This window comes from Vibrio ostreae (assembly GCF_019226825.1).
In the GTDB taxonomy this organism is placed as follows: domain Bacteria; phylum Pseudomonadota; class Gammaproteobacteria; order Enterobacterales; family Vibrionaceae; genus Vibrio; species Vibrio ostreae.
This window is the reverse complement of sequence record NZ_CP076643.1, coordinates 1,565,030-1,586,022: the sequence shown is the minus strand read 5'-3', so window position 1 is coordinate 1,586,022 and position 20,993 is coordinate 1,565,030. Positions and strand designations below refer to the sequence as shown.

General features: G+C 47.1%; 17 protein-coding genes. 4 read left to right on the top strand and 13 right to left on the bottom strand.

All coding sequences use genetic code 11. The annotated features are described in order from the left end of the window. Positions 1-72: 72 nt before the first annotated feature. Both KNV97_RS13240 and KNV97_RS13235 read right to left on the bottom strand, forming a co-directional pair. Positions 73-573 carry a TIR domain-containing protein gene (locus tag KNV97_RS13240; RefSeq protein ID WP_218563319.1) on the bottom strand — a complete coding sequence of 167 codons (501 nt, stop codon included), beginning with the start codon at positions 571-573 and terminating at the stop codon, positions 73-75. Between the two features lie 11 nt (positions 574-584). Beyond that, positions 585-2,030, bottom strand: coding sequence for an SIR2 family protein (locus tag KNV97_RS13235; protein WP_218563318.1), 1,446 nt, complete (start codon positions 2,028-2,030; stop codon positions 585-587). A 587-nt stretch (positions 2,031-2,617) separates the two neighbouring features. Between KNV97_RS13235 and KNV97_RS13230 the strand changes: the two genes are divergently transcribed. After that, positions 2,618-2,857 (top strand): helix-turn-helix domain-containing protein, encoded by a 240-nt coding sequence (locus tag KNV97_RS13230; protein ID WP_017788886.1) that lies wholly within the window; start codon positions 2,618-2,620, stop codon positions 2,855-2,857. Further along, the gene (locus tag KNV97_RS13225) at positions 2,851-4,179 is read left to right on the top strand and encodes a type II toxin-antitoxin system HipA family toxin (RefSeq protein WP_072603483.1); all 1,329 of its coding nucleotides are present in this window, start codon (positions 2,851-2,853) and stop codon (positions 4,177-4,179) included. The genes KNV97_RS13230 and KNV97_RS13225 overlap by 7 nt, the downstream gene beginning before the upstream one ends. Before the next feature lie 193 nt (positions 4,180-4,372). On the opposite strand, the gene KNV97_RS13220 is transcribed toward KNV97_RS13225, so the two are convergent. The 8 genes from KNV97_RS13220 to KNV97_RS13185 form a co-directional block, all read right to left on the bottom strand. After that, positions 4,373-5,698: a tyrosine-type recombinase/integrase gene (locus KNV97_RS13220; RefSeq protein ID WP_074544455.1), complete on the bottom strand. Its 1,326-nt coding sequence runs from the start codon at positions 5,696-5,698 to the stop codon at positions 4,373-4,375. A 404-nt stretch (positions 5,699-6,102) separates the two neighbouring features. Beyond that, on the bottom strand, positions 6,103-7,635 hold the full coding sequence (locus KNV97_RS13215) for a hypothetical protein (RefSeq protein WP_218563317.1): 1,533 nt from the start codon (positions 7,633-7,635) through the stop codon (positions 6,103-6,105). A gap of 195 nt (positions 7,636-7,830) precedes the next feature. Beyond that, positions 7,831-8,817 (bottom strand): LacI family DNA-binding transcriptional regulator, encoded by a 987-nt coding sequence (locus KNV97_RS13210; RefSeq protein WP_218563435.1) that lies wholly within the window; start codon positions 8,815-8,817, stop codon positions 7,831-7,833. Positions 8,818-8,953: 136 nt separating this feature from the next. After that, the gene (locus KNV97_RS13205) at positions 8,954-10,393 is read right to left on the bottom strand and encodes a 6-phospho-beta-glucosidase (RefSeq protein ID WP_218563316.1); all 1,440 of its coding nucleotides are present in this window, start codon (positions 10,391-10,393) and stop codon (positions 8,954-8,956) included. A gap of 11 nt (positions 10,394-10,404) precedes the next feature. Next, positions 10,405-12,288, bottom strand: a complete 1,884-nt coding sequence (locus tag KNV97_RS13200; RefSeq protein WP_218563315.1) for a beta-glucoside-specific PTS transporter subunit IIABC — start codon at positions 12,286-12,288, stop codon at positions 10,405-10,407. Between the two features lie 293 nt (positions 12,289-12,581). Then, positions 12,582-13,214, bottom strand: a complete 633-nt coding sequence (locus tag KNV97_RS13195; RefSeq protein ID WP_218563314.1) for a recombinase family protein — start codon at positions 13,212-13,214, stop codon at positions 12,582-12,584. A gap of 254 nt (positions 13,215-13,468) precedes the next feature. After that, positions 13,469-14,089, bottom strand: coding sequence for a LysE family translocator (locus tag KNV97_RS13190; RefSeq protein WP_218563313.1), 621 nt, complete (start codon positions 14,087-14,089; stop codon positions 13,469-13,471). A gap of 95 nt (positions 14,090-14,184) precedes the next feature. Then, complete coding sequence (locus tag KNV97_RS13185; RefSeq protein WP_218563312.1) at positions 14,185-14,664, bottom strand: acyl-CoA thioesterase; 480 nt, start codon at positions 14,662-14,664, stop codon at positions 14,185-14,187. Positions 14,665-14,836: 172 nt separating this feature from the next. Between KNV97_RS13185 and KNV97_RS13180 the strand changes: the two genes are divergently transcribed. Further along, positions 14,837-15,592: a ferredoxin--NADP reductase gene (locus tag KNV97_RS13180; protein WP_218563434.1), complete on the top strand. Its 756-nt coding sequence runs from the start codon at positions 14,837-14,839 to the stop codon at positions 15,590-15,592. 102 nt (positions 15,593-15,694) lie between these two features. Here KNV97_RS13180 and KNV97_RS13175 read toward each other — a convergent pair whose 3' ends face one another. The 3 genes from KNV97_RS13175 to KNV97_RS13165 form a co-directional block, all read right to left on the bottom strand. Further along, the gene (locus KNV97_RS13175; RefSeq protein WP_256612981.1) at positions 15,695-17,620 is read right to left on the bottom strand and encodes a putative bifunctional diguanylate cyclase/phosphodiesterase; all 1,926 of its coding nucleotides are present in this window, start codon (positions 17,618-17,620) and stop codon (positions 15,695-15,697) included. Between the two features lie 24 nt (positions 17,621-17,644). After that, positions 17,645-18,127: an oxidoreductase gene (locus KNV97_RS13170; RefSeq protein WP_256612980.1), complete on the bottom strand. Its 483-nt coding sequence runs from the start codon at positions 18,125-18,127 to the stop codon at positions 17,645-17,647. A gap of 328 nt (positions 18,128-18,455) precedes the next feature. Next, entirely contained in the window at positions 18,456-19,988 is a 1,533-nt protein-coding gene (locus KNV97_RS13165; RefSeq protein WP_136484275.1) for a bifunctional GNAT family N-acetyltransferase/carbon-nitrogen hydrolase family protein, read from the bottom strand. 252 nt (positions 19,989-20,240) lie between these two features. Here KNV97_RS13165 and KNV97_RS13160 point away from each other — a divergent pair, with 252 nt between their 5' ends. After that, positions 20,241-20,993: a hypothetical protein gene (locus KNV97_RS13160; RefSeq protein WP_218563311.1), complete on the top strand. Its 753-nt coding sequence runs from the start codon at positions 20,241-20,243 to the stop codon at positions 20,991-20,993.

Here is a 20,993-nt window from a genome sequence, read left to right as displayed (position 1 = left end):
GCAAGTTTGGAGCGCAGCGTAAAATTTGTCCGACAGAAGCGCCTTGTTATGCGTTATTGAGAAAAATCCAATTTAGTTATTTTTCCTAATTTCTATTGCCTCTTCTACAGCATTTGCCAAGTGTTTGCTGATCCAATCATATTTCTCTTGGCTGGTTGTCCCTGTAGGGTTGTAGCACTTCACTATTGATGATAGTTTTTTCCCTGTGTTGCCATAACCAATATAATCAAACGGGTTGCTACCTTTTGATGAGGTGTTACCACCACTATCTTTAAGTCCATGGACATATATTCCTACGACTCCTTTGCCATCGTCCCAGCCCTTAACTATTTCATGATTAATCCACTTCCTATCTGCGGTATTGCTGCCGACAAGAACTACAACGCATGACTTTCCAGACATTTCATTTGCAATCCATTTTTTTATCGCCGCATCCCCTCCTTTTTTAACTGTTTCCCAATTGTTATCTGATGTAGGCTTATTTCCATCGATTGCTCCAATACTTCGTACTGTTCCCGCACGCCAGTTATCAGGCAAATAGTGAAAGCTGTAAAAACAGTTACGTTTAGGCATGTTAAGCGTCCTTATTTTAATGATTTTAGTAAGTCAATTATTTCACTCTGAATCGTGGTCAACTCAGATTCCTTGTCGCAAATTTTGTCTATAAATTTTCTTGCACTTTCAGGGAAAGCATCACTGTCAAAATACCCCTCTTTCAGAAGCTCGCAATAAATTTCTCTACTTGCATATTCAGTTGCTCCTACAGGGATTAATAGCAAACCATTTGACTTTGCTATTTTAAATTCCTTGATCAATCCATCAGCAACTACCACCTCTCCATCTTTCAATTTATTCCCAAATAGAAAAATGGCTATACCAGAATATGAAATCATGTCTGTTCGGTAGTCGTGCCAAACTTGCGCGATTGGTCGAGTACCAACTTCAGTCTGAGGGAATGGCCTAAGTATTAATTGGTCAGAATCCAAGCGCCGCCCGTTCATATAAACATGTTCTAGAGCCCCAGTAATTACAGAGCTACCAACACCTAAACCGAAACCAGATACAATTCTAAATCCTAAGCTTGATATTTCTTTTGCTAGAGAGTAAATGAAGTTTTCCGCAACTGAGGGCTCCCACCTGCCATACTCATGCGCTGAACCAGAAATGAAAATTGTATTTCTTCTAAAAGCCCACTCTAATTGCCTGAGAATATCCGTTATTTCTGCATAGCTAGATACCAATATTGTTTTTATGCCGAATCTAAGTAAGTCCTGAATAAATAGCTCTTGCTTTCGAGCTCGGTATTCCGTGTCAGCTTCTGGTTCACCATCCTCTGGCTCAACAAGTTTTTGAATGCAATAGTGCTGCCGCTGATCCGTAGAGTAAGCAACGCGTACACGACTTAAGATGTAATCTAAGTTTGGATCAGTAAAGCTAAAACCCAGGAACAAAAATGTTTTTGCTACGAGGTCACCACTAAGTGCATTTATGAATGGCTGCATTTTGACGTGGTATGCCTCGTAATCATCCTTTGTAAGTACAGCCTCATCAGGATGCTCAATGTCTCCATGCATTTTGTAAACAACGGCATCTCGCCCTCGTTTAGTAAAGCTCAACTGCTTAATTCTATATTTTGTATCAGGAATTTTTCCTGTTTCTGTTAAAGCATTTTCAATGAGCTTATCGTAATTCGTTGTCCAATATGTTGATATTGGAAGCCTTGCAAGTATTTGATGATTCTCGGTAATTGTTGCATTGTCAGATAGCTCATTAATGAGTAACTGATTTAGTTTTCCACGATTAGCCAGGTTTGAATTACAGTGGTACTGGGCCAAAGCGACTAAATCAGTTTCTTTTTCAATTTCAAGTTCGAGCTCTTCTGCTACTGGCCGAAGCAATTCTGACCAACTAACAAACCCTGCTGGAGCCGATAGCCCTGCACCAGCAAAAATAGCTAAATTCTCTTCGCTGAGATCCTTAAGTAGCTCTTTCACAAATCGTTGACGTTGTTGTTCAGTGCTAGGTTTCAATAGATAACTCCATTGTTAATAATTGCGCATAACGCTTCATAGACGGATTTTTTCCGTTTTTGTATTCTGTCTATGTTGCTGCCGTTTACTATGAAACTCAACTGGTATCAACCTATTATGTGAATCGGCATATAGTTGTGGGGTCGAATTACGGAAAAATTCCGTATAAGAGATCAAAGTACGGATTAGATTAACTTGGTCTATTGTTGTACTGGCTAGGTCATCCTCTCACTGGTTCTGAGAAGAATTGGGGCAAAGGTGATTTAGGCAACCAAGAAGGATCTCTTCTGAGTTGCGAACGATAGTGCGCTCTTGAGTTTTAGCTTTACATCAGATATCGCAAACAATGTAGTTGACCTATTTACGACTGGCTTATTTCACTAAGCTACTGCGCTTGAAACTCTTGGATGATATGTGCTCTGGACAGATTTCTGACTAACTTTTGCTTATATACTGCTTAGAGTATAACAATTAAATATACTCTGTGAAGTATATTGTTTTTATATACCCTGCAGAGTATATTTGCGTCATATACCCCGTGGAGTATATAATGCACATTACCTCCATATCTAACTAAGGGTATCATAATGCTAGTTAACACACCGACAGCCCTCGGCAATGCGTTACGCGAAGCCCGAAAGGACAACGGCCTAAAGCAAACAGATCTTGGTCTGCGGCAAGCAACGGTATCAAATTTTGAAAGCAACCCTGAAAAATCCACGATAGAAACATTATTCAAGCTCCTGTCTATCAATGGGCTAGAAATGCATATTGTGCCTAAAGGCAAGCACATTACTGAAACTAAAGGGGCTGTTGACGAATGGTGAATCGACTTCATGCTTACATGAATGGCGTAAAGGTTGGGGTACTTGAAAAGCGCACAAACGGCGCACATGTTTTCACTTACGATTCGGATTGGGTTTCAGCACCAAATGGTCGTCCTATCTCGCTTTCTATGCCTCTCAGGAAGGGTATGTATACTGGCAGTGAGGTTATTAACTTCTTTGATAACTTGCTGCCAGATAATCAGCAGATACGAGATAGAATAGCTGCTCGCTATAAAGCAGATACTAAACAGCCATTCGACCTATTAGCTAAGGTTGGTCGAGATGCTGTTGGTGCTATCACGCTAGTTCCAGAAGGCTTTGATGTAGATGATCATCGAGTTATAACCGCAAAGGCGTTATCCGAAAAGGAATTGGTTAGAATCCTAAAGGGATATATGGAGGACGCTCCTTTGGGGATGCTGAAAGAGGAAGATGATTTTAGGATCTCGATAGCGGGAGCGCAGGAAAAGACAGCCTTACTGTTTCACGATGGAAGATGGATGCTACCACAGGGAATGACTCCAACTACGCATATTATCAAGCTGCCAATAGGTGAAATTGTTTCTCAGAACAATGTTATTGATTTGTCTGCTAGTGTAGATAATGAGTTGATTTGTATGAGGCTAGCAAAGGCGTTCGGCATTCAAACGGCAAACTGTGACATTATTCGTGCTGGTGATGTTCGTGCCTTGTCTGTTGAGCGATTTGACCGAAAATTATCTTCTGATAACAGCTATTACTTGCGCTTGCCCCATGAGGATTTTTGCCAGGCAAAAGGGATTCCCTCAGCTAGAAAATATGAAATTGACGGTGGTATCGGCATAGAAGAATCTATTGATATTTTGCGATACTCATACGAAATCAACGATACCGTTACTTTTGCACGTTCTCAGATATTGTTTTGGCTACTAGCTGCCATTGACGGGCATGGAAAGAATTTCTCTGTAAGTATAGCCGCATCTGGTCGATATCAGCTTGCACCACTGTATGACATTATTTCGGCACATCCACTGGCAGGTGGGCGTGGTTTGAGTGAGCGTAAGATCAAGATGGCAATGAGCTTACGTGGTACTAGTGGTCGAAAATGGAAGTGGCACCAACTTCAACCGCGCCATTTTGAAGATACCTTTCACACTATGAACGTCCCGAACATTAGGCGAGAAAAGGTTCGCTTATTGCTTGATGAGTTCGAATCGACGGCAAGGGCGGTGATTGATTCTGTCGGAAACTCGCTACCAACTGATATCAATGAAAGCGTAAGAGATAAGATATTTAACGGTGTCTTAAAGACCGTCAAGAAGATTCAATTGACAAAAAAATAAATCAGTATTTAAAGAAAAGCCTCACAGTCGTGCAAGTTATTGCACGACTGTTTTGATATTTTTGGGGATGGTCAAGCTACCGCTCGCTTTGTTAGTTGTAAGCCACGCCTGTAATTCGAAAAGGGCAAAGGCTTGGTACAGTGGCTGAGCTATCGAGTCTTTTTTGGCGGTTTCGTAGATAAAATTAGTTGTATTAGGAGGTTAGGTTCTCCTTCTTCCAAGGAAGCTCTTTCTCAAAGTATATGAGCTTATAATCCTCAAGGCGTGAATTGAGCGCCTCTTCCCATTTCTCTAGCCCTGAACGCTTTTCATCGATGTATTCGTACATGTCGTAGTGTCTGCCTGACACATCATTAATGGCATGTCCCTGTATACGGTCACGATACTCTTTTGAGATTTTGATTTCGCCACCTAAAGTCTTTACCGTTCTACGAAAGTCTCTAGCGACAAACGACCTCACTTTTGTCACTTTTTTGTACGTAATTAGCGCTTGAGCAATTGTGTTAGTTGGCATATGTTCATCAGTATTTGTTTTCTTATAGAAAACAAATGGGCTATTAGTACTGCTTGTTTGTTCTCTAATTTCTTCTAGTATTTTGATCGCAGATTCAGTGAGTGGAACCATGTGGTTCTTCTTAGTTTTTTGGAAAGCTTCAGTGATTAGAACTGTTCTTTGAGCAAAATTGATATTCGCCCACTTAATCGTTACTACTTCGTGTGGGCGCTGTCCTCCGAGATAGAAACAAAGCCTTAATACCTGCCTAGTTTGATATGCGAGGTTTAAATCGTCATACCGATGTTCCATGTCATAAAGAAGGTGAATTACTTCTTTCCATGACAGGTAATGGTTTCCGACTTTTTCGGATTGTGTTGGGATATTAGATATAGGGTTGCTTTTTATTCCGAATTTTGCGCCTCGATTGCGATATTTGGGGTCATTGTCATACTCCAAAGCAAAGTTAAAAGCAGCATGAAGAATTGAACGGATTTTGTTGCTTTTCGAATCGTAACCTTGGTCTATAGGGATTGCTAAAGCGTCGAGAAAATCTTCGGCTTCAAAGTCCTTAGCTTTTTTATTTATGTCGACATAAGGGAATACGTTGGCAACGATTTTTTGATATTCGTCTTGATATGAGCGGTTACCTTTATCTTTTTTGTGCTGCGTATGAAAATTGATGAGTTGCTCAAACGTTCCTAATTCTTTTTGTTCACGCTCTTCCTTGGCTTTTTCTTCGGCTTGTTTCTTTCGTTCGGTTTTTGGATCGATTCCTTGAGATAATAGGTCACTATATTCTTTGCAAAGGTCACGAGCTTGGGAAAGGGTCATACCTGGAAATTTCCCGAGAGGTATAAACTGAGCATTATTAGGGCCTTTGAAGTAGCGGAATTTGAAGTTGATTGAACCTGAGGGCATGACTTGAACTCCGAGCCGACCTTTTCCTCGTTCTCCTGTTTTGTCCCACACGTAATATGGACTTTTCTTCGGCTGTAATCCCTTTATCTCTTTTACAGTTAACATTTCATCACCTCAACTCACGAACTAGCGCAACTTGACTAACAGTAAAGTTAGTCAAGTAACTAGTCAAGTAAGGAAGTGATTTAGTGTAGTTGTATGTAATCTTAAGTAGTATGATTACTATCTGGGTTTTCTGTAAGTGATTGATTTTATTTTGTTGGTTAATCTTGTGTTATCGTTTAAAACCATAAAACCACGTCCCTTTTAAGGATGTGGTCGTAGGTTCGAATCCTACAGGGCGTGCCATTTATTTAAAAAGGCCCCGGCAGTTTCTGTCGGGGCCTTTTGCATTCTAGCTCATCGATTAACTTTGTGATGCTAGCGACTGAGTTTGACACTGGTGTGGCAATTATCAGCGTAATCTGAACCGCAATAAAAGAACAGCGCCCACAGGCGCTGTTTTCAGTTTAGAACGAAGCACTCAGCCAGGTGTGCGGCTGGTATTTCAGTTCGTCCTGATAAGCTTCTTGTTGTTGGACGGAGCTGAGCAAAGTGACCGGATCGCTAAAGCGAGTGGTTGATGTTTCCAGCCCTGCAATTGCGTATGCTCCGCTATGACCATATGTGAAACTGTCATAGTTCTGGTCTGAATCTGCTTTAAACAGAGAAACTTCGGCAATGCCAGCGGCACCTAGTAAAAAGTCCTGTAATGTTTCATTGAGATCATCGAAACTCATCACCGGAACATCAGTGCCGTAGTTAGCATATACGGTATGGATAGCATCCGTACCCAAGTAGCGGGCAATACGCACAATAGTGTTATCTTGGCTAAAGCTGTTGTCTGGTATGGTTAAGCACTGGCCACCAGCGTTAGAGGCGCTTCCACAGTTATAAAGCACTGGGTTTGCGGCGCTTGGTAGGTTGAGTCCTGTAATTGTAGCTGATGAGTCATGGTCCGCCGAAGGCGTGGTTACATTTTCGGTATGCGACATTGACCAGGTGTCCAGTGATCCTGTCAGATTCACGTAGTAATTACTGTCACCAATCGAACTGTCATAGCTGTAAGCGCTGGTACTTGCTGATGCAGACATCGGTTGCCACATCAGTGCTCCTGTACCAGTGCGATAAACAAACATATTCGCTTGTGACAGACTGATGCTGCTGTCCGTTGGTGCTGTCCAGGTTCTGCCAGAATCATCCACATTGTCCAGTAGAATCTGATTCGATGAACCTTCTCTAATATTACTCAGAGATAGCAGCTTAAAACTTTGCAATGCTCCAAGGTCGCCTCGGCTGCCATCAGAAAGACTGTTTGAATAACGAACTGCAAAGACTTGTTTACCGCTGAGTGAGGTCAAATCAAGCTCACCTTCAGAAAGGAAGCCCCCCACGGAATAGTGGCTATCGATTGATGTCAGATCTTGACTGTAGGTATTGAAACCGTAGTAATCATTCCGGTTGTCACTATCATTAATGTAAGCTGAGCGTGTTACTTCTGCGGTGCTGGTTGAAGCGATACAAGTCGAAGAAGCCAGGCTTGAACGAAGGCCAAGTTGAAAGCTGGAAGGCAAAAGATTTTTGGCAAAAGTGGTTGCACGGTAAGAGCCGAGCTCAGATTTAACAACAAAGCTGACAAAACCGTCACTAGGTACTGCAGATTGGCGGAAACGGTAACTGGTTGAGGAGGCACCAATTTGATCAGATGAGTAGGTGTTAACCACAGAGCCATCTGCATTATGGATCACGATAGAAAAGCGGGATGTTTCCGAATCTGCAGTTGCTCGGTAGCCAATCGCTTTCTCTTGCTGGTCATCGCTAAAGCCGAAATTCTGGCAACTTGCGTTGGCATCAGCACCTACAGCTTGTAAACGTACGAAACTGACATTGAAATACGCTACCGGAGCTGGCGTGGAACCGCCACCGCCACCGCCACCGCCGCCACATCCGGTCAGTAGGGTTGCAGCCAGTAAGTTCGCTGTTATGGTTAGCTTAGCATTCATCAGAGGTCTCTCAATACAAATAATGATCAGATGAAAGCAAAAAGCGTACCTGAAAAATATTTCAGTAAAATCAATTTAATATTATGTTTTTTCGCTTTTTAGGTCTGATGGTGGCAGAGCTTTTCCGCCGGGGGAAGTCATTGATGTCCGCAGTGGCAAAACTCTTCCACTGCGGCTGATATTTTGAACCGGCGCTTAGCGTGCGGCAATTGAGTCGCGGATCTTGAGTTCTCCGGCCAGGCTAAGCGCGTTGGCGGATTCTTTTTCACCCAAAGCGAGTAAAATTCCTTTTTGAATCATCTGCTCCAGCGGGACGCTGACGGACGTCAGGCTCGGTGTGACAAATTCACCCATCTTGATATTATCAAACCCGGCAATCGAGATATCCTGTGGAATCGTGTATCCAAGTTCCATCAGGGCTTTCATCGCGCCCAGCGCCATATCATCGTTGCCGGATAATACGGCGCTGAAATCTGTCTTGCGGGCGATAAGTTGCTGTGCAGCGTGATAGCCGCTTTCGGGAGTCCAGTCACCCTGAACGACGAGTTGAGGATCTGGCGTTAAACCATGCTGTGCCAGTTGGTCACAATAGGCCTGATAGCGGATCTCTCCGGTTACTGAGCCGTTGCTGCCGCGGATAAAGGCGATGCGACGATGGCCCTGCTGCAGGATATGCTCCATCATCATGACGGCACTGTGGTAGTGATCGGTGGTTACGCTGTAGGGTTCCAGACTGCGGTTAAGCACAGTAATCGGGGTGGGGGTCGCTTGGATAATCTCGGTCAGTTCCCGGTCGCTCAGGTACTTTGGATAAACCACAATCCCGGCGCATTTCATATCGAGCAGAAAATTAATTGCGTTGCGTTCATCTTCGGCGCTGTGTTTGCCATCGGCGAGAACCAGCTGGTGGCCATGTTGTTCACTGAAAGCGGCGGCATGATAGACCAAAGAGGAGAAATACGGGCCGTTATACAGCGCGTTGGTCATGACAAAGCCGATAAAGTGAGTCCTTTGCGTGGCGAGCTGCCTGGCCAGCAGGTTAGGGCGGTAACCTGTCTCTTCTATTGCTTTAAATACCGCCTGAGTGACTTCGGGACGCACGATGTTTTTGCCGTTCAGCACGCGTGATACGGTCGATTTCGATACGCCAGCTCGTCTGGCTACGTCCTGCATGGTCACCATAGTGTTTTCCATTCATTATCAGTGCCACACCTGCCAGAACCGTCGCGGGGGGCTGACTGTTCTGGCGGTGCTGACTGCATATTGCGGTTAAGGCTTGTGTCCCCAAGCGAAATGGCTTGGCGTCAGGTCAGCAATATTAGAGAGTCTCCCCATTGGAAGCAATCACCTCTTTGTACCAGTGGAATGACTTCTTCTTCATCCGTTCCAGCGTGCCGCTGCCATCGTTGTGTTTATCCACGTAGATAAAGCCGTAGCGTTTTTTCATTTCGCCGGTGGTAAAGGAGACCAGGTCAATGCAGCCCCAAGGGGTGTAACCCATCAGGTCAACGCCATCAATAGTGACTGCTTTTTTCATTTCGCGGATGTGCTCGCGCAGATAATCGATACGGTAGTCATCGTTGATTTCGCCGTTTTCATCGATGGTGTCTACGGCGCCAAAGCCGTTTTCGACAATAAACAGCGGCACTTCGTAACGTTCATACAGCGAAGCGAGAGAGAAGCGCAGGCCAACCGGATCAATTTGCCAGCCCCAGTCACTCGCTTTCACATACGGGTTTTTCACCGAGAACTCGCTGCTGCCGTCCATGCTCTCACCGTTTGAGTTACGCACCGTGGAATCAACCGTGTTTGACATGTAGTAACTGAAACCCATGTAATCGGCTTTGCCTTCTTTGAGTATGGCTTCATCGCCCTCTTCAATGGCAATCTGATAGCCTTTCAGTGCCCAGTCGCGTTTGGCATAAGACGGGTAGTGGCCTTTCACCATGACGTCAGAGAAGAAATAACGGTCACGCATCGCCACTTCGGCCAGCATCACATCGTCCGGTTTGGAAGAGAACGGGTAGAAAGGCACCATGGCACACATACAGCCGACCTGCAGATTCGGGTTAAGCGCATGGGCCTGCTTGACCACCATGGCACTGGCAACAAACTGGTGGTGCACCGCCTGATACATGGCTTCTTCCGGGCGTTCGTATTCAGAAAATTTCACCCCGGAGCACATCCAGCCGAAGATATCCGCCGAGGTGTTCTTCTGGTTATTAATCTCGTTAAAGGTCATCCAGTATTTGACCTTGTGCTGGTAGCGCTCAATCACGGTCATAGAATACTTGACGAAGAAATCGATCACCTTGCGGCTCATCCAGCCTTTGTGCTCTTTAGCCAGATGATATGGCATTTCGAAATGGCTCAGGGTCACGACCGGTTCGATGCCGTATTTGAGCAGCTCGTCAAACAGGTCGTCGTAGAATTTCAGTCCGGCTTCACACGGTTCAGCTTCGTCACCATTCGGGAAAATACGCGTCCAGGCGATACTGGTGCGGAAGCACTTAAAGCCCATTTCGGCGAACAGTGCAATGTCTTGCGGGTAGCGGTTGTAAAAATCAATCGCGACCTGGTTAGGGTACTGCTCATCCGGCTGCACGCCATCGGTAATACGACGCTGTACGCCATGGGCTCCGGCAGTCAGTACGTCGACTACGCTGACACCTTTGCCATCCTGGTCCCAGCCACCTTCCAGCTGGTGTGCCGCGACCGCGCCGCCCCAGAGAAAATCATTTGGAAATGTGTTGTTCATAACTACTCCTGTTAAGACATTTGAATCATAGGTTGACCGGTGGAAATCTGACCGTCATCAGCAAGAAACTGCAGTGAAAACTCGTCACTGTTGAGAATAATGAACGGCGTAGTGAGATCGTAACCGGCTTGTTCAATCGGTTGTTTGTCGAATTCAATCAGGGCATCACCGGCGCGCACTTGCTGGCCGACACTAACCAGAGTTTTAAAGTATTGTCCTTTCAGATTGACGGTATCGAGGCCGACATGGATCAGCAGCTCGGCGCCATTACTGCAGGTCAGCCCGACCGCGTGCTGGCTTTCGATAACCGAAGAGACTTCAGCGTCACAGGGGGCGGTGATCAATCCCTCACTTGGCACGATGGCAATACCATCACCCAGCAGCTTTTGCGCAAAGCTTTCGTCATTGACTGAGCTCAGGGCAATACGGGCTCCGTTGGCCGGGCTGAGCAGGGTCAGAGCTTTGGCTGCGGGTTCCACAGCAGGTTGTGACTCGCTGGTTGGCGCTTTTGCTTTCGGGTCCGATTCAGACTGAGGATCTTCAAACCCAATCATGTACACCAGTGTGGTGGTGACGACAATCGCAGTCGCAACACCCGCCAGCAGACCGATAAAGGACATCGGGTTCTCCGGACTGATGGCGTTGACAATTGTCAGCAGGCCAGGCAGACCCGCATAAGCGTAGTAGTAGCTGCCAAACAGGCTGGTGACGACAGCGCCAATAGCACCACCGATACAGCCGCACAGAAACGGCTTTTTCAGACGGAGCGTGACACCGTACAGCGCGGGCTCGGTAATACCAAAAATCCCGGTAATACCTGCTGAGAACGAGGTGGTTTTGAACAGTTTATTGCGTGACTTAAAGCCGACGGCAAATGCAGCGGCCATCTGGGCAATCACGGCAATTGACTGAAAGGCCTGGAAGGAGTCGCGGCCATAGGTATCGAAGTTGGAAATGACGACGGGGGTAATACCCCAGTGTACACCGAACACCACGATCATCTGCCAGACACCACCTACCAGAGCGGCAGCCAGCGGCGGGAAGGTATCAAACAGCCAGTTATAGCTTGCTGCAATACCGCTCGCGGCAGCGCTGGTAACCGGACCAATCAGGATCAGAGTCAGAGGAACCATCACCAGCATACAGACCAGCGGCGTGAACAGTTCGCTGACCACGGCCGGAATGACACGCTTGGCAAAGCGCTCCACGTAAGACATGCCCCACACCATGAAAATCGGCGGCAAAACGGAAGCGGTATAGACGGTTTTAGCCAGCGGGATCGACAGGAAGGTGATGAGCTCGCCATTGGCGATTTGCGCAGCCATCTCACCCCATGACGGGTTGATCAACGCACAGCTGCACAGCACCGCAATAAAAGGGTTACAGCGAAAATGTTTGGCGGCCGTCATGGCGATGAACACAGGAAGGAACACGAACGGGGTCCAGGACATAAAGTTCAGCACCGCGAAGGTACCGCTCTCACTGACGCCCGGTGCAAAATGGCGGGTGACGATCAGTGCGCCCTGCAAAATACCGGCTGCGGCGAGGACGAAAATGATTGGCGCAAAGATGGCGGACATCGATGCGATAACCGCATCGAAAATACGCACCTTGCTGTCATTGTTTTGCAGCAGGCTCTGGTCAACCAGGCCTGATAAGCTTTCGTACACATCGGCAACGTGCGTGCCAATGACGACCTGAAACTGACCGCCACTGATCACGACAGTGATGACACCGGGCAGGGATTTAATCTGGTCGGCAGCAGAATCGGGAACCTCTTTTAAAACCAGGCGCAGGCGGGTGGCACAACGGGTAAAACTAATGATGTTCTCTTGTCCGCCGACGTGGAACAGGATGTCCTTCGCCAGCTGGGCATAATCTCGGATGGTAGCCATGAGTTATCACCTTTTTGTTTAACGTTTAGTAGGCTGTTTCTGTTGTGTTTATTTTTTGAAACCGGTTGCAGCGTATAGTTTGAAACCGGTTACTGCAACCGGTTTCAAACTGAAGTGTGTGCCTGTTATCAAATTGCGATTGTTCTGCGAGCTTGATCGCTTTTTCGTCAAATCAGAGTGAAGAGAGGAGGTGTGAAGCGTGAGAAATGTAGTTAAGGTGCTGAAATTGTTTGATTTTAATTTCGGGTGACTTTCAACGGATTAGCGATTGTTTGACGTCACCCAAAAAAGCGTTAATGGTTGGCGGGTTTCTTAGTCCGGTCGCGCAGTGAGTCGGATTCATCAAAATGGCGGATTTTACGTTTGACCCGTTTCACGGTCGATAAACTGCACTGACAGCGTTGTGCGATTTCATCGAGCGTCTTGCCTTCCCACAACAAGGCAGCTATCTGCTGGTGCTTTTTTTTGTCCGCCGGACGACCGCGGAATTTTTCCTGCCATGCTTTAGGATCGTCGCGTAGCACTTGCCGGCTTAATTCTGCCGCCTGTAGCCTGTAGCGGGTATCAGCTAATGCGTAACCATACAGCAATGCCAAGATGGTTGTGGCGCTTTCACTGTCAGGCTGGATGACCAGTGCAGGCTGGTGGGTTTGCAGCGTGACTCTCTTTTCTATTAGCTGGGCAATCACTTGCTGACATAACTGAAAGTCACGGCTGATACTCGTCAGCCAGTTGACGATCAGTACATCGCCGGGCTGCAGCGACGCCAGCAGAGCGGCGAAATCCGGTCGTTCCAGCGGAGCCATCCGGCCGCGCGCTGAATCTTCGATATGAATCGCTGCGGGAAACGCAGCCTGCAACGCTTGCTTATTACGCTGAAAATCCGGATTTCGCGGAGAAAAGCGTGAATAGGTATATTGGGTCATCACGGCACTTGGGTCTATTTGATGTTATAGCTCATAAATATACCGATTCGTCATCTTATGTAAACCTGCGCTTCATCAAGCCATGTTTGCTTGAAGCATATTTGCCGGAACCATGGCTGCTTAACCTATGTTTGGTGCGCTTAACTTATGTTTGGTCCGCTTAACCTATGTTTGGTCTGCTCAACCTATGCTGCAAAACAAAACCAACGGCCTGGGCCGCTGGTTACAAGAGAAATTGGTGGGATGCGGGGCAATCAGCTGACAAAAAGCCAGATACCGACGCCCATCATCAGTGAGCCGGCGATTCGATTCATCAGGCGTACATTCTGGGATTTGCTCAGCGCACGTTTCAGTCCTTTTCCTCCGGTGGCGTACAGCGTCATACAGACAAACTCAGAAAGCATGATGATAGAGACCAGAAATATCAGCTGCGGCGCCAGGCTGGCGGACTGATCGATAAAGGGAGGCAGCAGCGAGATCATAAATGCCCAGCCTTTCGGGTTGGCGATTGCGGTGACAAATCCCTGCACCACCAGGCCCCATTGGCTGCCTTGGTAAGTGGCCCCGGTTTCTGCACTGAGGGCCAGCTTGCCTTTAGATAGCCACATCTGAATGCCAAGGTAGAACAGGTAAGCTGCGCCTACGGTTTTAAAGGCCACAAACAGCCACGGATAGTTAAGCATGATGGCGGCAATACCGACCACTGCGGAGACTGCGACCACAGCCACACCGACCAGTTCACCAATCATCATCCACAGGGTGCGTTTGTAGCCAATACTCATTCCCAGAGTCAGCGCTAAAGTCATGCACATCCCCGGAGTAATAGAAACAAAGAAAAAGGTCGGAATAAACATGCCGAGCAGGGCGGTATTCATAGCAAAGCCTAAAAGATGTTGTTGAAAGGCCAACAATAATCCGTGCTACTCGGTTAAGCAATATACCAAATGCGTTGCGGGCCGTTTTTTTACTCTTATCGCTCTGCGTTATCGTTTTCACTCAGGCTCTGTACCGGAACGGCCATATCTGAGCCTTGCAGACGGCGAATAGCACTGACGATACTGTCCGGCAATTGCGCTTTACTGCCGTGGTTAAAATCAAACATCACCACCGTCGCTGTGCCTGTGGTGGTCACTTTACCGAGTTTCTTACTGACAATCTGATATTCCATACTAAAGCGGTCGGAGTGAATATCACACACTCTGGAGCCAACCAGCAGGGTGTCCGGATAGGTTACCGGAATCTTGTAACGGCTATGGGTTTCGCTCAGCACAGGACCTATGTTGTCACGGGCGAGTTCATCCATCAGATTGATATGGTGGAAATAATCGATACGTGCGGTTTCGAAATAACGAAAATAGACCACATTATTGACGTGTTGCAGCGCATCCATCTCTCCCCAGGCGACCGGGATCTCAGTGACAACCGGGAAATCATTCAGCAGCTCGTTCATACCTTGGTTCCTTAATAGCGGTAATTTAGACTAATTATTCTAAGCTTTATCGGATAGGGTTGTCGGTGAGGTCGTTAACAAAATATTAACCTAAATATGTAAACTTAAAACTTTACATATTTAGGTGTCAGGCGTAACGTGAAGATCCACTCACTGGTGAGGAGGAACAATGATGAGTTCACATACCGGATATCATCGCGCCCAGGTTGTTGAACGTGTTGACTGGACCGATGAATTGTTTTCATTGCGCGTCTCTCATACCCCACTGGATTTTGTCGCGGGTCAGTTTACTAAGCTGGGCCTGGAAACAGCTGATGGTGAGTTAATCAGCCGTGCGTATTCACTGGTTAATGCCCCGGATACACAAAACGGGCATGAATTTCTGATTACGACTGTGCCACAAGGGAAACTTTCTCCCTCGCTGCAGGCTCTGGTTGCGGGCGATAGCATCTGGGTCGGTGACAGTGCGCACGGCGATTTGACCCGGGCTTTTGTCCCGGAGCAGACTCAGGATTTGTGGTTGTTAGCGACGGGGACCGGGATCGGACCTTTTCTTTCCTTGTTGCAGGGGCGGCAACTTGCGCCGCGCAGAATCATTTTGGTACATGGGGTGCGATTTGCCCGGGATTTGGCGTATCAGGCTTTGATTCACAAGCTATTGAATGAGTATCAGGGCCAGCTTAGTTATCATCCGGTGGTCAGCCGCGAGCCGGTGGAAAATACGCTGCAAGGGCGAATCCCTGCTCTGATTGACAGCGCTGCGCTGCAAGATGCAGCCGGAGTCCGGATGTCACCACAGCACAGCTTTGCCATGTTATGCGGCAATCCGGATATGATTAAAGACACGATTAAGTCACTGCAAAACCAGGGCCTGGAACGCTATCGTCAGGCTACTGGCGGCAATATCATTCATGAACGCTACTGGTAAAAAGCGATGATTAGAAAGCGACGAGCAGAAAATAGAGCGCTATTGCATCCGTCTCTCAAAACGGAATTAGTCTCTCACAACTGAATCAGTCGCTTAAAGTAGTTACGCGTAGTGGCTGCTTAGCACTTTCTCCCTGGGGTTGGCGAAATACTGCTGGCTAAACAGAGCAAACAGTTGCTTGCTGATGGGCTTGGAAAAGTAGTAGCCCTGGTATTCGTCGACCCCCAGTTGCTGCAGGTGATGCAGTTGGATCTCATCTTCGACCCCTTCAGCGACGACTTTAATGCCTAACTGATGAGACAGAGTCACGATGGCAGAGATAAAGAATTTCTGTTGGTCCATGGTGCATAAATCACGCACAAACGATTTGTCGATTTTCAGCTTGTTGAAACGCAAATGATTGAGGTTGTACAGGGATGACCAACCGGTTCCGAAGTCATCCAGAGCCAGACGAATATTGAGATCTTCCAAACGGCGGATAATACTGACACTGCGGTCAATTTCATCCAGTGTCATGGTTTCGGTAATTTCCAGCACAATCGAGTCGAGATAGTTTTTCTCTCTGCTAAAAATCTCCTGCACCAACTCAGACAACTCTTCATCAAACAGCGAGTCTGAAAGGTTGATCGCGACATCAATCCGCGCATCGAAGTGATGCCAGTCCGTGGACAGAGCCCGGTAAACCTGCTCCATAATCCAGCGCCCCAGAGCTTTGGCCTGGCCTGATTCCTCAGCAATGCGAATCAGGTACTCCGGATTAATGAAACCGTAGGTCGGATGATCCCAGCGTAACAGAGCTTCGCATCCCAGACGTGCACAGCCCGGATTGATTATCGGTTGGTAGACCATAAACAGTTGCTGTTGATCGTCTATGGACAGCAACACTTTCAGTTCATCACACAGTTCGCGTTTTTTACGGTGTGCCAGATCGCGTTCTTTGGTGAAGTAGATGATCCGCTGTGCGGCTTCTTTCTTCGCTACGTTTAACGCTAAATCGGCATTGTTGAGTAAGACACTGAATTTTTTACTCTGCTGAGGGTGAGTGTGTTCAACCTGATCACTGGATGCGATACCAATCGCGATGTGCATCCGGCGTGAAGGGTCGAGAAATTGCAGTTTACTATCCAGTTCACTGCGCAGGCTGGCGATGAACATATCAAGATTGATATCGAGACGGTCAACCACAATAGCAAACTGGTCTGCGCCAACCCGCGCGCACAGCAGTTGATAATGCTCAGCGTGTTGGTTGATGATGTGGCTGATATCACTGAGAATCCGGTCTCCGTATTCATAGCTGATCACGTCATTAATTTCACGGAAATGGCAAATATCCAGCAGCACCAGTGAAAAATCGGCGCGCTGTTTGCCCAGACTACGAATCTGCTTTAACAGAAAGTTGCGGTTTTTCAGTTTGGTCAGAGGGTCGTGCCAGGCCATGAACTTTTGGTAGCGGGTATCGCGATAGACCCGAAAAGAGAGGTAGGCCAGAACCACCAAAATCAACGCCATGTTGTACAGAACCGTCTGTTTGTTCTCTTCAATAATGGCGCGGCTGCGCACTGATTCTTCCCCGGTCAGGGTGGTAATGATCAGGTTGCGAATCAGCGGCATGTATGACTTCAGTTCATCAGAAAACTGATTGAGCGCTTCGACTCTGCCAGCAATGACTGCTGCTTCATATTTACGTAGGATGTCGAACGCAGCGGAAATGATAGGTTGAGCGCTGCCCTGCAGGCGAACCGCTTCAGTTTCATCACTGGTCAGAAAGGTATCGAAACGGTTCCACAGAATATCGTACTTAAGATTGAGTTGACGTAACGAGCGTCTGTCGCGCAGCAAAAACAGATCCAGCTGATTGGAAAACTCCAAGGTCTCTATTTCCAGCTGGGACAGAGACCAGGCGGACAGCTGGGTATGTTTAGTCAGCAGGTTATAGGTATTATGGAATGAAATCAGTGTCCAGATGGAAAACAGAAACAGTCCAAAAACAAATACGATATAAAATGCAATATGACGGCTGATATTCACAGATAAACTCAATCCTGTCGGCAGTTAGTTCATCGTTTCAATTTGGCTGACTTGCCAAACCATACGGCTGTGCAGAACTTCATTGTTCAGTTCGTCAAAATCCGTCAGCGGATAGATAACCCAGATTGGCCCTTTATCGCGCACACTCATCACTTCGCCATCTTTTTTCACCGCGAACAGTGGATTGTATTTTTCGATATCACTGTAGGGAATGGTTGACCAGTAATTATTCAATGCGACCACTTTCAGATCCGCATTATCTCGTCCGATAAGCTTCAGTAATTCTCGGGCTGATACCCCGACAAACTTGGTGTTGTCCTGGGTCCATGGCGTATCCGTCATGATCTCCTGATCTGCGTGAGCCAATAGCTGTTCAAGGGTGAAATAGGCTTTCTTGCCGTGATCATTTACGGTCAGGATTGCATCGTTTTCATTGGCGAAACTCAATGCAGAACAGGTACATAGCAGCGCAGCTATGAACGGACGAAAAAGTTTAAATGTGCTCATATTGGGCTCCTTAACGAACAGCAATAGATGGTATTTTCAGGGGTGATGGTTTTGGGTTTTCTATTAACTGATTCTTATAAAAGGATTCAAAACCTAATGCAAGAGTGAGCATAGTCTATAACTCTTAAGTGGTAATCGGTATAACGCTATGATTTTTAAGGTTTTTTGTTTTTGCAAATTGCGAAGCCGGTTGCATTTTACACAAGCGTGAACCTAATATAATGATTGTAATTATATTTTGGTTCCCAAATTGAAAAAAACGAACGGAATGTTATAAATTCCGTTCGTTATACTTTGTTAGAATTATGTGAACGTCGTCAATCAATTATCAGGATTTGGGCTGGGTGAAACTTCCATAAAGATCGAGACGTCGGTGGCGAATATTAGTCACTGAGCCTTCAGTGTTCAGTTGCTTTAGTTTGTCGAGATCCACATCGGCAAAGATGATCATTTCCGTGTTGGGACTGGCTTCAGCAATGGTCGCATCGTGCGGGAAGAACACGTCGGATGGTGAAAATACCGCTGACTGGGCATATTGAATATCAACGTTGTCGACCCGGGGCAGGTTACCCACACTGCCGCCAATCGCGACATAACATTCGTTCTCAATCGCACGCGCCTGAGCGCACAGACGAACACGTTGGTATCCGTTTTTAGTATCAGTCCAGAACGGCACGAAAATGATTTGCACATCCTGTTCGGCCAACATACGTCCCAACTCGGGGAACTCACTGTCGTAACAGATCAAAATCCCCACCCGGCCGGCATCGGTATCAAACACCTGGACCTGGTTGCCGCCGTCGATTACCCAGTCACGTTTTTCGTGCGGAGTAATATGAATCTTGTACTGTTCGTCGATAGAGCCATCACGATGCAGCAGATAAGCCACGTTATACAGCTGGCCATCCTGCATCACCGGCATGCTGCCTGCGATGATGTTGATGTTGTACTCGACCGCCATACGCGAGAAGCGGCTTTTAATTTCGTCGGTGAACGATGCCAGAAAACGAATCGCTTCTACGCTGTTTTGGTCATTTTGCAATCCCATCAGCGGGGCGTTGAAAAACTCCGGGAACAGGGCGAAATCCGCCTGGTACTTGGAGAGTGAGTCAACAAAAAACTCCGCCTGATCCATCAGGTCTTCAACACTTAACATGGCACGCATCTGCCACTGGATGATACCGATACGAATCAGAGTTTTTTCGATATCGTGGATCGAATGAACATCTTCCTCATAAAAAACGTTGTCCCATTCCAGTAACGTCGCATAACCGCGCGAGCTGTCATCTTCCGGCAGGTAATGGCGCATCATACGTTTGACGTCGAAGTCATTGGCGAGTTGGAACGACAAGATCGGATCGTACAGCTCACGGCGTTTGATCTTCTCAATGTAGTCGGTCACCTTCATCGAATCCGCGTAATTGATGTAACCGGGAATACGTCCGCCGGCCAGAATGGCTTTCAGGTTGTCGCTGCGGCACAGCTCTTTACGTGCGGCATACAGGCGTCGGCCGAGACGCAGGCCGCGATAATCCGGGTGAACGAAAACATCCAGCCCGTACAAGGCATCGCCGTTGGGGTTGTGTTGGATGACGTTGTGTTCGTTGATGATGTCAGTGTAGACGTGAGGGAGGGAAAAGCGGTTGTAGTCGACTTTGATGGTGAGTGCGGCACCGATGATTTTACCGTTGTCTTCAATACATATCTGACCATCAGGGAACTGGTGGATCAAGTCCATAATGGTCATGCGTGGCCAGGCCCCACCCACATCATGGAAAACCAAATCCATCAGTTCTGCTAGTTCGGGGTAATCGCTTTTTTCTATCACACGTAATGTTAAACGTGGTGTATCGCTACTCATGCACTTTATTCCTCAGTGGCTTCTTATTCTTTCCGTTATTTAATCCATACTGAACAAGTTGTTAGGTCAATTCAAGCGCTGTGGCTAATTTTAACGCGCTCTTGTCCTGAGAAAAGGGCAGGCCGGATCGGTTTATTAGTAAGTAATATATTACTTACTGGTTATATAATCTTGAATAAGGTCACTTAGCTTGAAGTGTAAACTAAGGCGATGTGAGTCATAGTTTATACAGGTACGTTCAGGGAACCTGACATGAAAAATGACCACCTTCCTATTCTTTATATGTTAGTCAGCTCGGCAACGCTGATGAAACGGCAATGGCGTCTGCTGTTATGTCTTTCCTGGCCTTGTTTATTAGTGAGCATGCTAACGGCGCTGCGAGTGTGGTATTTTCAGTCTGACGACGGCCTGTTGGCAACGCTGCTGAACATAATGGTGTTTATTGCGGTGTTGGTCTGGGCCACGGTACGCTGGCACCGGGCTATTTTAATGCGTCAGTCGCAAGCGCAGCCGGAGAATGTGGTTCTGAGTGCGAAGCCCGAAGTTCGTATTCTGGGCTATGTGCTGGTCATCATGCTGGTGGGGCTGATCTGTTTGCTGGCTGGTATGCTGACGCAGAGCGAGGTGCTGTGGTTACAACTTGGCTCAGAGTTGATGCTGATGGTTCCGCTGGCCTGGGTGATTTCGCGCTGGGGGCTGGCCATTCCCGCCACGGCGGTTGAGGATAAAGAGTATGGTTTATATTTTGCCTGGCAGGTCTCTCGTCAGTATCGCGGTGCTCTGTTTGTCTTAATCGGCTTGCTGCCAGCGCTGCTGGCTCTGCTGTTGGTCAGTGCTAGTTTTGACCATGTCGCGGTGGCTGTGTTGATTGGTCCGGTTGCTTATCTGGCCTGGGCGTATGAGATTTGTGTTCTATCGCTCAGCTATCAATGGATCGTGCAGCGCCAGGCGATTGAGAAAATTCTCAATCATCCTGGCAGAACGTCATCCTATAAATCTGTTTAA

Bases quoted from the DNA above. Each gene is read 5' to 3' on its own strand.
- KNV97_RS13200 (WP_218563315.1), bottom strand. From the start codon at position 12,288: ATGGCTACCATCCGAGATTATGCCCAGCTGGCGAAGGACATCCTGTTC.
- KNV97_RS13195 (WP_218563314.1), bottom strand. From the start codon at position 13,214: ATGACCCAATATACCTATTCACGCTTTTCTCCGCGAAATCCGGATTTT.
- KNV97_RS13225 (WP_072603483.1), top strand. From the start codon at position 2,851: ATGGTGAATCGACTTCATGCTTACATGAATGGCGTAAAGGTTGGGGTA.
- KNV97_RS13170 (WP_256612980.1), bottom strand. From the start codon at position 18,127: ATGAGCACATTTAAACTTTTTCGTCCGTTCATAGCTGCGCTGCTATGT.
- KNV97_RS13190 (WP_218563313.1), bottom strand. From the start codon at position 14,089: ATGAATACCGCCCTGCTCGGCATGTTTATTCCGACCTTTTTCTTTGTT.
- KNV97_RS13165 (WP_136484275.1), bottom strand. From the start codon at position 19,988: ATGAGTAGCGATACACCACGTTTAACATTACGTGTGATAGAAAAAAGC.
- KNV97_RS13215 (WP_218563317.1), bottom strand. From the start codon at position 7,635: ATGAATGCTAAGCTAACCATAACAGCGAACTTACTGGCTGCAACCCTA.
- KNV97_RS13210 (WP_218563435.1), bottom strand. From the start codon at position 8,817: ATGGTGACCATGCAGGACGTAGCCAGACGAGCTGGCGTATCGAAATCG.
- KNV97_RS13220 (WP_074544455.1), bottom strand. From the start codon at position 5,698: ATGTTAACTGTAAAAGAGATAAAGGGATTACAGCCGAAGAAAAGTCCA.
- KNV97_RS13205 (WP_218563316.1), bottom strand. From the start codon at position 10,393: ATGAACAACACATTTCCAAATGATTTTCTCTGGGGCGGCGCGGTCGCG.
- KNV97_RS13160 (WP_218563311.1), top strand. From the start codon at position 20,241: ATGAAAAATGACCACCTTCCTATTCTTTATATGTTAGTCAGCTCGGCA.
- KNV97_RS13240 (WP_218563319.1), bottom strand. From the start codon at position 573: ATGCCTAAACGTAACTGTTTTTACAGCTTTCACTATTTGCCTGATAAC.
- KNV97_RS13185 (WP_218563312.1), bottom strand. From the start codon at position 14,664: ATGAACGAGCTGCTGAATGATTTCCCGGTTGTCACTGAGATCCCGGTC.
- KNV97_RS13180 (WP_218563434.1), top strand. From the start codon at position 14,837: ATGAGTTCACATACCGGATATCATCGCGCCCAGGTTGTTGAACGTGTT.
- KNV97_RS13230 (WP_017788886.1), top strand. From the start codon at position 2,618: ATGCTAGTTAACACACCGACAGCCCTCGGCAATGCGTTACGCGAAGCC.